The 13,988-nt window shown below is 72.3% G+C and carries 13 protein-coding genes; 4 read left to right on the top strand and 9 right to left on the bottom strand.

Annotated features, from left to right (window positions below):
* Positions 1-31: 31 nt before the first annotated feature.
* From ACH5HR_RS02430 to ACH5HR_RS02440, 3 genes are all read right to left on the bottom strand, one after another.
* The gene (locus tag ACH5HR_RS02430) at positions 32-640 is read right to left on the bottom strand and encodes a DUF6580 family putative transport protein (RefSeq protein ID WP_416476059.1); all 609 of its coding nucleotides are present in this window, start codon (positions 638-640) and stop codon (positions 32-34) included.
* Positions 637-1,026, bottom strand: a complete 390-nt coding sequence (locus ACH5HR_RS02435) for a DUF4430 domain-containing protein (protein ID WP_416476060.1) — start codon at positions 1,024-1,026, stop codon at positions 637-639. The genes ACH5HR_RS02430 and ACH5HR_RS02435 overlap by 4 nt, the downstream gene beginning before the upstream one ends.
* A 98-nt stretch (positions 1,027-1,124) precedes the next feature.
* Positions 1,125-3,251, bottom strand: coding sequence for a DNA gyrase/topoisomerase IV subunit B (locus ACH5HR_RS02440; protein ID WP_402371525.1), 2,127 nt, complete (start codon positions 3,249-3,251; stop codon positions 1,125-1,127).
* Between the two features lie 141 nt (positions 3,252-3,392).
* Between ACH5HR_RS02440 and ACH5HR_RS02445 the strand changes: the two genes are divergently transcribed.
* A complete protein-coding gene (locus ACH5HR_RS02445; protein ID WP_402371524.1) occupies positions 3,393-3,608 on the top strand; it encodes a DUF7455 domain-containing protein in 216 nt (71 codons plus the stop codon).
* A gap of 113 nt (positions 3,609-3,721) precedes the next feature.
* Here the strand turns inward: ACH5HR_RS02445 and ACH5HR_RS02450 are convergent, their stop codons facing one another.
* The 3 genes from ACH5HR_RS02450 to ACH5HR_RS02460 form a co-directional block, all read right to left on the bottom strand.
* Positions 3,722-5,302 (bottom strand): RNA polymerase sigma factor, encoded by a 1,581-nt coding sequence (locus ACH5HR_RS02450; RefSeq protein WP_416476062.1) that lies wholly within the window; start codon positions 5,300-5,302, stop codon positions 3,722-3,724.
* A 234-nt stretch (positions 5,303-5,536) separates the two neighbouring features.
* Positions 5,537-5,896, bottom strand: coding sequence for a universal stress protein (locus ACH5HR_RS02455; RefSeq protein ID WP_416476063.1), 360 nt, complete (start codon positions 5,894-5,896; stop codon positions 5,537-5,539).
* A 56-nt stretch (positions 5,897-5,952) separates the two neighbouring features.
* Positions 5,953-7,104 (bottom strand): DUF4192 domain-containing protein, encoded by a 1,152-nt coding sequence (locus ACH5HR_RS02460; protein ID WP_402371519.1) that lies wholly within the window; start codon positions 7,102-7,104, stop codon positions 5,953-5,955.
* 99 nt (positions 7,105-7,203) lie between these two features.
* Between ACH5HR_RS02460 and ACH5HR_RS02465 the strand changes: the two genes are divergently transcribed.
* Entirely contained in the window at positions 7,204-7,770 is a 567-nt protein-coding gene (locus ACH5HR_RS02465; protein WP_402371517.1) for a hypothetical protein, read from the top strand.
* Positions 7,771-7,804: 34 nt separating this feature from the next.
* Positions 7,805-8,911, top strand: coding sequence for a polyprenyl synthetase family protein (locus tag ACH5HR_RS02470; protein WP_402371516.1), 1,107 nt, complete (start codon positions 7,805-7,807; stop codon positions 8,909-8,911).
* A gap of 15 nt (positions 8,912-8,926) precedes the next feature.
* On the opposite strand, the gene ACH5HR_RS02475 is transcribed toward ACH5HR_RS02470, so the two are convergent.
* Entirely contained in the window at positions 8,927-9,310 is a 384-nt protein-coding gene (locus tag ACH5HR_RS02475; protein ID WP_416476065.1) for an Rv2175c family DNA-binding protein, read from the bottom strand.
* Positions 9,311-9,374: 64 nt separating this feature from the next.
* On the opposite strand from ACH5HR_RS02475, the gene pknB reads away from it, so the two are divergent.
* Positions 9,375-11,357 (top strand): Stk1 family PASTA domain-containing Ser/Thr kinase, encoded by a 1,983-nt coding sequence (gene pknB / locus ACH5HR_RS02480; RefSeq protein WP_416476066.1) that lies wholly within the window; start codon positions 9,375-9,377, stop codon positions 11,355-11,357.
* Here the strand turns inward: pknB and ACH5HR_RS02485 are convergent.
* On the bottom strand, positions 11,344-12,708 hold the full coding sequence (locus ACH5HR_RS02485) for a class II 3-deoxy-7-phosphoheptulonate synthase (RefSeq protein ID WP_416476068.1): 1,365 nt from the start codon (positions 12,706-12,708) through the stop codon (positions 11,344-11,346). The genes pknB and ACH5HR_RS02485 overlap by 14 nt on opposite strands.
* Before the next feature lie 14 nt (positions 12,709-12,722).
* Positions 12,723-13,949: a pyrophosphate--fructose-6-phosphate 1-phosphotransferase gene (locus ACH5HR_RS02490; RefSeq protein WP_402371510.1), complete on the bottom strand. Its 1,227-nt coding sequence runs from the start codon at positions 13,947-13,949 to the stop codon at positions 12,723-12,725.
* Positions 13,950-13,988: the final 39 nt, after the last annotated feature.

The following is a 13,988-nucleotide window of genomic DNA, read 5'->3' on the forward strand; positions in this document are numbered from 1 at the left end:
TCACAGCCCGGCGGCTGCGCCGTGGCGGGGCCTACGCTCGGCCGAGGGAACCCGGTGCGCCGGCGACGGCGCGAGCGGACTCCAGCCGCTCCACGAGCGCCACGACGCCGGCGGCCACGGGCAGCAGCACCAGGTTGCCCAGCAGCATCGGGCGCAGGAACGGCAGACCCGCCACGTAGCTCGCCAGCAGGCCGTCCAGACCCGCCGGGTAGAACGTGCCGCGGCCCTGCAGCCAGACGCCGAGGTTCGTCCAGAGGTAGAAGCCGACCGAGCTGCCCGCCCCGAACATCACGGCGTCGAGCACCCGGCGGGTGCCCGACGACCGGCGCGTCCACCAGGCCGCCACACCGATGGCGGCCCACGCCGACCAGGTGAACAGCAGGATCGCCGAGTTGCTCAGGACCACGTCGCTGACGGCCACGACCACCAACGGTGCGAGCATCGCGAGCCGGTGCCGCAGCAGACCTGCCGCCGCGAAGGCGGCCAGCGTCGACAGCTCCAGGTTCGCCGGTGCGCCGAGGTCGTCCTTGACGAGCCGCCACACGACCGCTGCGACGACGAGGAAGACGGCGACGGCGGGGCGCCACCAGCGCTCGCCGAGGTCGCGCAGGGTCAGGTCCGGTGTCGATGCGTTGCTCACTCGATCTCCTCCAGCTTCCACTCGAGCTGCTGGCCGTCCACGGTCTCGAACGTGCCGGCGCCGACCTGAGCCATCTCGCCGTCGACGTACAGCGCCCAGAACTCCTCGCCGTCCTCGGCCGCGTGCCCCTGGACGGCCGTGACGTAGGCCATCTCGCCCTCGCCGCTCACCTCGGCCTCGGCGTCCTGGGCGAGCAGCAGGTCGAGCGCTGTCTCGCCGTCCGCGCCCTCGTAGGAGAACGTGGTGATCTCCTCGGTCGCGGCCGGGCTCGCACCCGGAGCCGCCTCGTCGTCGCCGGAGCAGCCGGCCAGGAGGCCCGCGGAGAGCACGCCGGCCGCGGTCGCGGCGAGCAGGCGGGTCGGCGTCTTGCGCGTCAGGATCTTCACACCTGGGAGCCTATCCGGCCGCCGCCGTGCGGACGGACCCGTGCCGCGATCCGGACGGTCGAGCGGCCTGCGCGGGCCGCGCCGTCGCACCGGTCCGCTCAGGCGTCGATCTGCGAGCGGTCCAAGGCGTGCGCACCGGCCACGATGAACTCCTTGCGCGGTGCGACGTCGGAACCCATGAGGAGCTCGAAGACGCGCTCGGCGGCCTCGGCGTGCTCCACCGTGACGCGGCGCAGCGTGCGGTGACGAGGGTCCATGGTCGTCTCCGCCAGCTGGTCGGCGTCCATCTCCCCCAGGCCCTTGTACCGCTGGATGTCGTCCTTGTAGCGACGGCCGGCCCGGTCGAGCTTCTTGAGCGTGGCGTTGAGCTCCGCCTCGGAGTACGTGTACAGGTACTCGTTCTTGCGGCGCCCCGATCCGAGCACCTCGATCCGGTGCAGCGGCGGCACGGCGGCGAAGACCCGCCCGTCGGCCAGCAGGGGCCGCATGTACCGGTAGAAGAGGGTGAGCAGCAGCGTGCGGATGTGGGCGCCGTCGACGTCGGCGTCCGTCATGAGCACGATCTTGCCGTAGCGGGCCGCCTCCAGGTCGAAGGAACGCCCCGAGCCCGCCCCGATCACCTGGATGATCGCCGCGCACTCGACGTTGCGCAGCATGTCGGAGATCGACGCCTTCTGGACGTTGAGGATCTTGCCGCGGATGGGCAGCAACGCCTGGAAGTCGCTCGAGCGGGCCAGCTTGGCCGTCCCGAGCGCACTGTCGCCCTCCACGATGAAGAGCTCGGAGCGCTCGACGTCGTCGCTGCGGCAGTCCGCGAGCTTGGCAGGCAGCGAGGAGGACTCGAGGGCGTTCTTGCGCCGCGAGATCTCCTTCTGCTTGCGGGCCGTGACCCGCGCCCGCATCTCGGCGACGACCTTCTCCATCAGCAGCGACGACTGCGCCTTCTCATCGCGCTTCGTCGAGGTCATGAGCGCCTTGAGCTCGTTCTCCACGACGCGCGAGACGATCTGGCGCACCGGTGCCGTGCCGAGGACCTCCTTGGTCTGGCCCTCGAACTGCGGCTCGGCCAGCCGGACGGTCACCACCGCGGTGAGCCCCGCCAGCACATCGTCCTTCTCGATGCGCTCCGCACCGTCCCGCGTCGAGACCTTCAGCCGGCGCGCGTTCGCCTCGATCTGCTTGCGCACCGTCTTGAGCAGCCCTTGCTCGAACCCCGTGCGGTGCGAACCGCCCTTGGGCGTGGCGATGATGTTGACGAAGGTGCGCAGCTCGGTGTCGTAGCCCGCGCCCCATCGCAGCGCGACGTCCACCTCGCAGTCGCGCTTCACCTCCTGGGGCGACATGTGGCCCTTCTCGTCCAGCACGGGGACCGTCTCGGTGAACGACCCTGCGCCCTTGAGCTGCCAGGTCGAGGTGACCGGTGTGTCAGGGGCGAGGAACTCCACGAAGTCCACGGCTCCGCCGGAGTGCTGGAAGACCTCCTCGTGCGGGCCGTCCTCCCCCGGCGTGCCCGGCAGCCGACGCTCGTCGCGGACGAGGATCTCCAGACCCGGGACGAGGAATGTCGTCTGACGAGCGCGGGTGACCAGCTCGTCGTAGGCGAAGACGGCAGACTTCGGGAAGATCTGGCGGTCGGCCCAGTACCGCACGCGCGTCCCGGTGGCCCGGCGCGGCGCCTTGCCGACGACGGGCAGCTCGCTGTGGTCGACGAACGGCTCGAAAGGAGCGTCCGGCGTCGGCCCGGTCGCCGGGTCGTCGAACAGCCCGGGCTCGCCCCGGTGGAACGTCATGCGGTACGTCTTGCCCGACCGGTCCACCTCCACGTCGAGGCGCGCCGAGAGCGCGTTGACGACGGATGCACCCACGCCGTGCAGACCGCCCGACGCGGTGTACGAACCGCCGCCGAACTTGCCGCCCGCGTGCAGCTTGGTGAAGACCACCTCGACGCCCGAGAGCCCCGTCTTGGGCTCGGAGTCGACCGGGATGCCACGGCCGTCGTCCTCGACCGTCACCGAGGAGTCCGCGTGCAGCACGATGCGGATCTTCGTGGCGTGGCCGCCGAGCGCCTCGTCCACGGAGTTGTCGATGATCTCCCACAGGCAGTGCATCAGGCCGCGGGAGTCCGTCGACCCGATGTACATGCCCGGACGCTTGCGGACCGCCTCGAGCCCTTCGAGGACGGACAGGTGGCGTGCGGTGTACCCGGACTCGGATGTGGCTGTCACGCGCTTGAGCGTAGTCCAGGCCACCGACAGAGCGGATCAGGCGCTCCGCCGTCTCCCCCGTGTGATCCAGACCCTGATCGCCGGGAGCGAACCCGGCCCCTGCGCGGGAACAACGAGGGCACAAGATGGTTTGATGGAGTCGTGAGCACAACGACCGAATCGACGACCCAGCCGCTGACCGCCGCCGACCGCTGCGACCGCTGCGGGGCCCAGGCCTATGTGCGAGTCGTGCTTCCCGTCGGAGAGCTGCTCTTCTGCGGGCACCACGCACGCGCCCACGCCGACGCCTACCAGTCCGTCGCCGAGCACATCCAGGACGAGACCGACCGCCTGCACGCCGAGCACGGCTCCCGCTGACCACACCGCGTCACGGCGCCCACCGGCGCCGGGACGACCCGAGACACGACGAAGGCTCCGCACCGATCCGGTGCGGAGCCTTCGTCGTTCCCCCGGGCGTCCCCAGGAGCCGGTCAGTCCAGGTAGTCGCGCAGGACCTGCGAGCGTGACGGGTGCCGCAGCTTCGACATGGTCTTGGACTCTATCTGCCGAATGCGCTCACGCGTCACGCCGTAGACCTTGCCGATCTCGTCGAGCGTCTTCGGCTGGCCGTCCTGCAGACCGAACCGCATGGACACCACGCCGGCCTCGCGCTCCGAGAGCGTGTCGAGCACCTGGTGCAGCTGCTCCTGCAGCAGCGTGAACGACACCGCGTCGGACGGCACGACGGCCTCGGAGTCCTCGATGAGGTCACCGAACTCGCTGTCGCCGTCCTCGCCGAGCGGGGTGTGCAGCGAGATGGGCTCGCGGCCGTACTTCTGGACCTCGACCACCTTCTCGGGGGTCATGTCGAGCTCCTTGGCCAGCTCCTCCGGCAAGGGCTCGCGGCCCAGGTCCTGGAGCATCTGACGCTGGACCCGGGCCAGCTTGTTGATGACCTCGACCATGTGCACCGGGATACGGATGGTGCGGGCCTGGTCGGCCATCGCGCGGGTGATCGCCTGCCGGATCCACCACGTGGCGTACGTCGAGAACTTGTAGCCCTTGGTGTAGTCGAACTTCTCCACCGCACGGATCAGACCGAGGTTGCCCTCCTGGATCAGGTCAAGGAACAGCATGCCGCGGCCCGTGTAGCGCTTGGCCAGCGAGACGACGAGACGCAGGTTGGCCTCGAGCAGGTGGTTCTTGGCACGGCGGCCGTCGTGCGCGATCCACTTGAGGTCGCGCCACATGCGGCGCTCCTCGGCACCGGCCTTGGTGCGGTCGAACTCGGCGTAGTCGTTGTTCAGGCGCTCCTCGGCGAACAGACCGGCCTCGATCCGCTTGGCGAGATCGACCTCCTGCTCGGCGTTCAGCAGCGCGACCTTGCCGATCTGCTTGAGGTAGTCCTTGACCGGGTCGGCGGTGGCGCCAGCGGTCACGACCTGCTGGGCCGGCTGGTCGTCGTCGTCGGTGTCCGAGACGACGAATCCGCCGCGCTCGTCCTCCTTCTTGCGACCGTTGCGAGGCAGTGCCGTGATCCGCTCGGGAGTCTGCTCCGGCTCGTCGTCGTCCTCGACCGGGACGCCGTCCGGCTCAGGCGCCGGCTTGTGCGCCTTGGCGGCGGCCTTGCGGTTGGTCTTCGGCGCCGGCGCCTTCTTGGCGGCCGGCTTCTTCGCGGGTGCCTTCTTGGCGGCGGGGGCGTCGTCGGAGGCGTCGGACGCCGCCGCGGACCCGGCGGATCCGGTCGCGGCGGAGGTGGGCCGCGTCGCGGTGGACTTCTTGCTCTTCGCCGCGGGGGCCTTGGCGCGCGCCTCGGTCTTCGTCGCGGCGCTGCTGGTCGACGCAGCGGCCACCTTCGTGGCGGCGGGCACGCCGATCTCGACGCCGGCCGTCGCGAACGCGCGCAGGACCGCCTTCAGGCGCTTGGGGTCACCCACAGCGGCGGTCTCGCAGGCGGTGCGGAAGCTCTCCGCATCGACGCGACCGTTCGCGGTCCCGTGAGCGAGCAGCTCCTGGAGGGCAGAGTTTTCGAACTCTCGGGGCAGCGGGGGGTTCTGCGCAGTGGACGCCACAAACCGACCTTTCGGCATTCGAGGGGACGGTGGACCGCTGTGTCAGCCGGGGACGGGGGCCTCGCGGCTCGAGCGGATACCTATATTGTACCGGCGACACCCGGTGCTGTGCGGTGACCGCGGTGATCACGCCGTGTCCCGGGCCGCGAATCCGCGCCCGGACGAGGGAAGATGTCAGTTGAACACCAGGTGACCGGCCGCCTATTCCCTCCGCCGACGAGGGTGCTGGGCCCGTCAGGGCTTGACGGCGAGGACGGGGCAGGGCGCCTCGAGAAGGATGCGCTGGGCACCGGACCCGAGGATCAGTTTGCCCACAGGACTGCGTCGCCGCAGCCCGATGACGATGAGCTCGGCGTCGTCCTCGGTCGCGGTACGGACGAGGTCCTCGGCGAGGTCGCCGGTGCCCGCCACGATCCGGTTCTCGACCCCGGCGCTCGTCAGCCGCGCCTGGAACGCCTCGAGCTCCTCGGCCGGCGCTGCCGGGCCGGATGTCACGACCAGGAGGCCCGTCCCGCGTTGCTGCGCCTCCGAGACCGCGGTGCCGAGCGCCTCCTTGCCCTCGGGCGTTCCCAGATGTCCCACGACGATCGCCATGGTGGCACGCTACCGGACACCACCTCCCCCACACCTGCACACCCTGGTCGCCCTGGTCACCCGCTCGAGGAGGCGGCACGGACCCACCCGGGCGGCAGCGCCGTGGAGATGACGCAGTGCAGGAGCTGCGCCAGGCGGTACGACTCGTCGGCGTCGAGAGCCTCACCGACCCGGTACGAGGCTCGCGGGCCGTCGCCGGCCCACCACGCGAGGAACGCCAGGAGCGTCAGCGCCGGGGCACGCAGGCGCTGTGGGACATGGGCGTCCACCTGTTCGAGCACCGCCCGCGCCCGGGCGACGACGTCGGGGTCGGGAACCACGGCGTCCGCCGGGTCGATGACGCGGCCCAGCACCCGGGCCGTCGCGTCGTCGACCGTGGCCCGGTCGGCCTCACCCGTCGTCGCACGCACCGCCTCCTCACCACCGGGCACCAGGGTCAGCAGGGCGACGTCGCGGACCACACGGTCCGCGAGCGCCGCCCCCACCCGACCGACGAGGGCGGGGGCCAGCCCGACCGGCTCGCCGTCCACGGCTGCGCCGGCTGCGGTCTCGACCCGGTGCAGGGCCTTCCTCCAGGCGTCGAGCGCCTCGTCGCGCCAGCACCCTGTCCCCGCGTCACCCGTCGCCCGCTGCCGTGCGACCTCGCTGCGCCGGGCGGCGCGCCCGGCGAGGTTGCGTGTCGCCTCGGGGGCGCGCGGGATCCGGTACGCCGCGTCGGCGGAATCGGCCACGACATGGCCGGCGAGCACGTAGGCCGCTCCGATCTCGCCGCACTCCAGGGCAGCGAGCGGGTGCCCGGGCTCCGGGCAGCAGGTGGGGTCCTCGCACCCGAGCCCCCGGTACCCGTCGGGGGCGACCACCCAGCCGTCGACGTCGACGACCGGCTGGAGGGCGCGGCGCACGTCCTGCACCACGTCGTCGGCAGCGGCAGCTCCGCGCGCGGTGTAGAGCACGAGGGCGCAGTAGGTGGGGTGCGTCCCGGCGACGGCACGGGCGAGCGCGGCCAGCCCCTCGGCCGCCCCGTCACCACGGAGCTCGTCGATGCCGACGCGTGCCACGAGCCCGGGCCGTCCGCGCTCGGCCGTGCACGCGATCACGATGCTCTCGGCCGGCCGGAAGCCGAGCCGGTACGGGACGGCCGCCAGCACGTCGTGGGGCGAACGCAACGGGATGGTCGAGGGTTCGGGGAGGTCGAGGCTCGTCGTCATGTCCTCGATGAGAGCGCAGCCCGGGCTTCACGCGCCGGGCACCGGACCACGGTCGGGGACGGCGGCCGGCTGGGGGTGGGCACCCGCTACCGTGATCCCGTGCCCACGACCCGTCATCACCGCGTCCCGCGCCGTTCGGCGTGCGCCGTCCTGGTGCTCTGCGCGCTCACGGTGGCCGGGTGCGACGCGGGACCGGCCGACCCACCCGCTGCCGCCACGGCGCCGTCCGACGGCCCGGGGCCGTCCGGCCCGGCGTCGGCTGCGGACCCGGGCGCACCCACGTCGTTGCCCTCCTTCGACCCGGCGACCGCCGTCGGCGGGTACGCGCCCGGCTTCCCGACCGACCTGCTGGCCGCGCCGGACGGCTCGACGGTGCTCGCCAGCTCCGCGACACCCACCGGGGACGACCTCGTGGAGATCTCGCTCAACCTCTCCACCGAGCTCAGCACGCAAGAGGTCGTCGACCGGTACGCCGAGCGCCTCGACGAGGCCGGGTTCGACGAGTCCGAGACGATCGACGTCTCCGCCCTGACCGTCCAGACCGCCTACACGCGTACCAAGGGCAAGAAGAAGCCGCGCGTCGAGACCGTCCTCATCGGGGTGCTCGACGAGTCGGAGCGACGCCTGGTCTCGCTCTCCGGCAGCGTCCTCGCACAGGACGCCTGAGCCGTTCCCCCGCGGCACGCATAGGCTGGGCGGCATGCCTGCCGATCCTGCCCTGGTCGATCTCGAGAACCTCCGCCACGACGTCGACGACGCCCTCGACCGCCACCTGACGCGGTTGCGCGACGAGGTCGCCGGCACGGGACCCGGCACGACGGTGATGACGGACCAGATCTCCACCCTCCTGGACGGGGGAAAGCGCCTGCGGGCCGCCTTCTGCTACTGGTCGTTCCGTGCGCACGGGGGCGCTTCCAGCGGTGCCGCACGGGACGCCGTCGTCCGCATCGGTGCTGCGCTCGAGCTCTTCCAGGCCGCCGCGCTGCTCCACGACGACGTCATGGACGCCTCCGACACGCGGCGTGGACGTCCGACGGCGCACCGGGTGTTCGAGGCCCGCCACCGTGAGCAGCGGTGGTCGGGTGACGCGGACCGGTTCGGTACCGCCGCCGCGATCCTGCTCGGCGACCTCTGCCTGGTCGCCTGCCACCGCGAGGCCGGGGCCGCGCTCGACGCGCTGCCCGCCGACGTCGGCCGGAGCGCCCGCGACATGCTCGACGCCATGACGAGCGAGGTCGTGGTGGGCCAGTACCTGGACGTGCTCGTGCAGGCGGAGGCCTGGGGGCTGGACCCGGTGGCCGACGAGGAGCGCGCCCGGCTCGTGCTGCGGGCCAAGTCGGCCCGCTACTCCGTCGAGCGGCCCCTCATGCTCGGCGCGGTCCTCGCCGGAGCGACGCCGGACCAGGTCGCGGCGATCAGCGCCGCGGGACTGCCGCTCGGCGAGGCGTTCCAGCTGCGCGACGACCTGCTCGGGGTCTTCGGCGACCCCGAGGTGACGGGCAAGCCCGCCGGCGACGACCTGCGCGAGGGCAAGCGCACCGTGCTGGTCGCCCGCACGCTGGCCGCCGCCGACGACGACGCCCGCCTCTTGGTGACCAAGCACCTGGGCGACCCGCGGCTCACGGACGACGACGTCATGGCCCTGCGGGCCGCGATCGCCGGTTCGGGCGCGGTGGCCGGTGTCGAGGACCTCATCGACGAGCTGGCGACGGCCGGGCTGTCGGCGCTCGCCGCGGCCGACCTCGACCCGCACGGCCGCGAGGTGCTCACGGGTCTGGCGCACGCCGCCGTCGACCGCGCCGCCTGAGCCGGCGGCCCGCCGTCAGGCCAGCGCCTGCGCGAGGCGTCGCACCTGGGCTCGGCGTCCGGCTCGCAACGCCTCGACCGGGGCCGCCTCGAGGGTGTCCTCCGGCGTGAACAGCCAGCGCAGCGCCTCGGCGTCGGAGAACCCGGCGTCCGAGAGCAGGATGACGGTCCCCCGCAGGGTCTCGAGGACCTCGGGCTCGCCGTCCTCGCCGGTCACGACGAACGCCGCCGGCACCTGGAAGGTCTTGCGCTCACCGCGCTTGACGCCGATGACGTGCCGCGACGCCACGAGGCCCCGGGCACGGCCCGGTTCGACGCCGAGCGCGTCCGCGAGGTCGGGCAGCGTCAGCCAGTCGCCGACGAGGTCGTCCAGGGGCAGGTCCTGCGATGCATCACTCACGGCGTCAGCGTAGCCTCGCCGCGCCTGCGCGCCGAGCGGCGTCGACCCAAATACACTCGCTGGCGTGGCCAGCACGACGACCGATCCCCTCCTCGGCCGCCTGGTCGACGGGCGGTACGAGATCGTCGCGCGCGTCGCACGCGGCGGCATGGCCACCGTCTACCGGGCACAGGACCGCCGCCTGGGGCGCGAGGTCGCGCTCAAGGTCATGCACGCCCACCTCGCCGAAGGGGTCGACGGCGCGAGCTTCGTCTCGCGCTTCCGGCGCGAGGCACGGGCCTCCGCCCGCCTGTCCCACCCCGGTGTCGTCGCCGTGTTCGACCAGGGGGTCGACGGCGACACCAGCTACCTGACCATGGAGTACGTGCCGGGCACCAACCTCCGCGGCGAGCTGCAGGCGGGCCCGGTCACCGTCGACCGCGCCCTGGCCGTCGCCGAGCAGGTGCTCGCCGCGCTGAACGCTGCCCACCGCGTGGGACTCGTGCATCGCGACGTGAAGCCGGAGAACGTGCTGATCGGCGAGGACGGCGCGGTGAAGGTCGCGGACTTCGGCCTCGCCCGTGCCGTCACGGAGGTCACGTCGACGACGACCGGGACGATCCTCGGCACGGTCGCCTACCTCGCACCCGAGGTGATCACGTCCGGCGGGTGCACGCCCTCGACGGACGTCTACGCCGTCGGTGTGCTGCTGCACGAGATGCTGACCGGTGCGCTCCCCTACCCCGGCGAACCACCCATCCAGGTTGCCTTCCACCACGTCCACGAGGACTTTCCGCCGCCGTCCGACCGCGTGGACTGGCTCCCGGCCGAGATCGACGAGCTGGTCGCGGCGTTCACCGCGCGGGACGCGGCCCGCCGTCCGACCAACGCCGCGGCGGCTCTCGCCGCCGTCGTCGGCTTGCGCGCCGTGCTCGATGACGACGTCCTGGCGCGGGCCGCCGAACCGACCGTCGCGCCCCTCCCAGCCCGGTCCGACTCGGGCGACCTCGATCTCGCCCACAGCCCGGACGGGCTGTCGGAGGACGGCGTCGACGAGATCCCCACCGGGTTCTTCGCGGAGGTCTCGGTCCGCGGCCACGCCACCGAGCACCTGGTGACGGCACCCACGAGGACGCTGTCGAGCGAGCCGGAGGAGCCCGAGGGCCGCACCGCTCCGCGCCGCCGTCGTCGGGCGCTGGTGGCCTGGGTGCTCGTGCTCCTGCTGGCCGGCGGCTCGTTCGCCGCCTGGTGGTTCGTCGACGGCCCCGGCGCGTGGACCGTCGTGCCGGCAGACCTGGTGGGCGTCCCCGAGGAGGACGCCCTGGGGGCGCTGGCCGCCGACGGGCTCCGGGCGAGCACCAGCGAGGCCCATGACGACCTCGTCCCGGCCGGGGACGTCGTCACCACCGACCCTGCCCCCGGCGAACGCGTGCGCAAGGACGGCACCGTCGCGCTGACCGTGTCGCTCGGCACGCTGCTCCTGGCCGTGCCCGAGGACCTCGTCGGCGCCACGCAGTCGGAGGCAGCCACCGCGCTGCGCCAGGCCGGGTTCGACGTCGGCCTGCCCCACACGGAGCATCACGACACCGCGCCTGACGGCCAGGTCCTCGACGTGTCGGTCCCCGAAGGTTCCGACCAGCCGCACGACACCACCGTCCGGCTCACCGTCTCGGTCGGCCCCGCACCGGTCCGCGTCCCCCAGGTGGTGGGCCGCAGCAAGGAGGGGGCGGAGTCCGACCTCGGCTCGGCCGGGCTCGAGGTCGAGTACGCCGACCCGGAGCCGTCCACCGACGTCGACGAGGGTCGGGTACTGAGCCAGGACCCGGAGCAGGGCACGACGGCGCGGCGCACCGACACGGTGACGCTCACCCTCTCCGCCGGCCCTCCGGACGCCGAGGTGCCCGACGTCGTCGGCATGTCGAGCAAGAAGGCCACCGCCGAGCTGGAGGACGCCGGTTTCGAGGTGGACGTCAACCGCTACCTGGGCGGGCTGCTCGACACCGTCCGGTTCCAGGACGTCGACGGCACCGCCCCGGTGGGCAGCACCGTGACGCTCACCGTCTGGTGAGCATCTCCGCGACCTGGAACGCCGTCTCCAACGACTGCTGGTGGTTGAGCCGCGGGTCGACGAGCGTCTCGTAGCGTTCGGCCAGCCCGGCGTCGGAGATCTCCTCGCTCCCGCCGAGCACCTCGGTGACGTCGTCGCCGGTGAGCTCCATGTGCAGCCCGCCCGGCACCGTGCCCAGCGCGCGGTGCACCTCGAAGAACCCGGTCACCTCGTCCAGGACGTCGGTGAAGCGTCGCGTCTTGTAGCCGGACTCCGAGGTGATCGTGTTGCCGTGCATCGGGTCGGTGACCCAGGTGACCGCGACGCCCGCTGCGGTCACCTTCTCCACCACCTCCGGCAGCACGTCACGGACCCGGCCGGCACCCATCCGCGTGATGAACGTCAGACGCCCCTCGCGGTTGTCGGGGTTGAGACGCCGGGCGAGGGCGATCGCGTCGTCGGGGCTCGTCGTCGGACCGAGTTTGACGCCGATCGGGTTCGCCACGCGGGAGAGGAACTCGACGTGCGCGCCGTCGAGCTGCCGAGTCCGCTCGCCGATCCACAGGAAGTGGGCGCTGGACCCGTAGGGCCTGCCGGTGCGGGCGTCGACCCGCGTCAGCGCCCGCTCGTAGTCCAGGACGAGCGCCTCGTGGCTCACGAAGAACTCGACCGTGCGCAACGCGTCGAAGTCCGCGCCGCACGCGTCCATGAAGCGGATCGCCCGGTCGATCTCCGTGGCGGTGCGCTCGTAGCGCGCGAAGGCCGGGTTCTGCATGAACCCACGGTTCCACTCGTGCACGCGGCGCAGGTCCGCGTACCCACCCTGGGTGAACCCGCGCACCACGTTCGCCGTCGCGGCCGAGATCCGGTACGCCTGCTCGAGGCGGACAGGGTCCGGGATGCGCGACCCGGGCGTGAAGGCGTGGCCGTTGATCATGTCGCCGCGGTAGCACGGCAGGGTGACGCCGTCGCGGGTCTCCACGTCGGAGGAGCGCGGCTTGGCGTACTGCCCGGCGAGCCGCCCCATCTTGACCACGGGCGTGCTGGCCCCGTGCGTCAGCACCACGGCCATCTGGAGGATGGTGCGGACCTTGTTGCGGATGCGCGTGGCGTTCGCGTCCGCGAACGTCTCGGCGCAGTCGCCGCCCTGCAGGAGGAACGCCTCGCCGCGTCCGGCGGCGGCGAGACGTTCCGTCAGCGTGTCCGCCTCGGCGGGCACCACGAGCGGAGCCGCGACAGACAGCCTCGCCACGACCGCGGCGAGCCTCTCCGGGCCGGGCCAGGCCGGCTGCTGGCGCGCCTCGAGGCTGCGGAACCGGTCCAGGCCGTCCGGGTCCGTCCCGGGAGCGACGGTGTCGACAGCGGTGCTCATGGTGCCCGGCCGCCTCAGTGCTCGGCCGGCTGCGCCGGGACCAGGGACTGACCGATGCCGGCCAGCAGCTCGCCGAACCATTCGGTGTGGACGTCGAACGCCTTGCCGCCGGCGATGCGGGGGAACTCGACGGCCTTGAGCCGGTCGCCGTCCTCCTCGTCGTGCCCGATGACGCCCGCCTCGCCGCGCAGCGCGCACTCCACGGCCAGGTCCGTCATCGACTTGATGAGGCGCAGGTCCTCGGCATTCGCGGCCGCGGCACGCGAGTAGTAGCCGGACTTCTGGACCATGACCTTCTCAGCACCCAGCTTCTCGGCGAACTGCTTCGCGAACCACTGGCCCGGGTTGATCGTGTCGAGCTTGACGTGCCCGAACGGGTCACGCTGGACCTCCTCGCCGGCCGCCTCGAGCTGCGCGACGATCTCGTGCATGCCGGCACCCTCCGACAGGAAGATGTTGACGTTGCCCTGCTCGTCCATGATCGTCCTGAGGCGCTCGGCCTCGCCGTCGATGTCGAGGGCCAGCTCGGGCAGGAACACCGCGTGGACGTCCCAACGCTCCCGGGTGAGGCCCAGGGCCGGCGCGAACTCCTGCGCGTCGAGCCACTTGCGGTACTCGGCGGCCGCGGCCGCGGTGAGCCAGCCGCAGTGCCGTCCCATGACCTCGTGGACGATCAGCATGCGCGGACCCGACCGGTGCTCACCGATGATGTTCGCGGCGAAGCCCGCGGCTTCCTCGGCTGCGGTCCACGCGCCGAGCGACTGCTTGATCGGCACCACGTCGTTGTCGATGGTCTTGGGCAGGCCCACGACGGTCAGGTCGTACTCGTTCTCCGCCAGGTACGCGGCGAGGTCGGCGGCGGTCGTGTTCGTGTCGTCGCCACCGATCGTGTGCAGCACGTCCACGCCGTCGGCCTGGAGCTGCTCCGCGGCCACGTGCAGCGGGTCCTGCCCCTCGGAGACGAGGCCACGCTTGACGCAGTCCGCCGCGTTGGTCAGCTTCACTCGCGAGTTGCCGATCGGCGAACCGCCGAACCGGTGCAGGACTCCGGCCTGCTGACGGGCCTCCGGCCCGATCTCGATCTTCGTGCCGGTGAGCAGGCCGTGGTAGCCGTACTGGTAGGCGATGATCTCGATCGACGGGTCGAGCTCGGTGTAGCGCTCGATGAGGCCACCGACCGCGGACGACAGGCACGGTGCGAAACCACCGGCGGTCAGGAGGGCCACACGACGGACCGACATGAGGGGATACCTCTCGATGGGGGATGAAGAACGCCCCCC

Origin of the sequence: Isoptericola maris (assembly GCF_048065335.1) — a bacterium.
Lineage (GTDB): Bacteria > Actinomycetota > Actinomycetes > Actinomycetales > Cellulomonadaceae > Isoptericola > Isoptericola rhizosphaerae.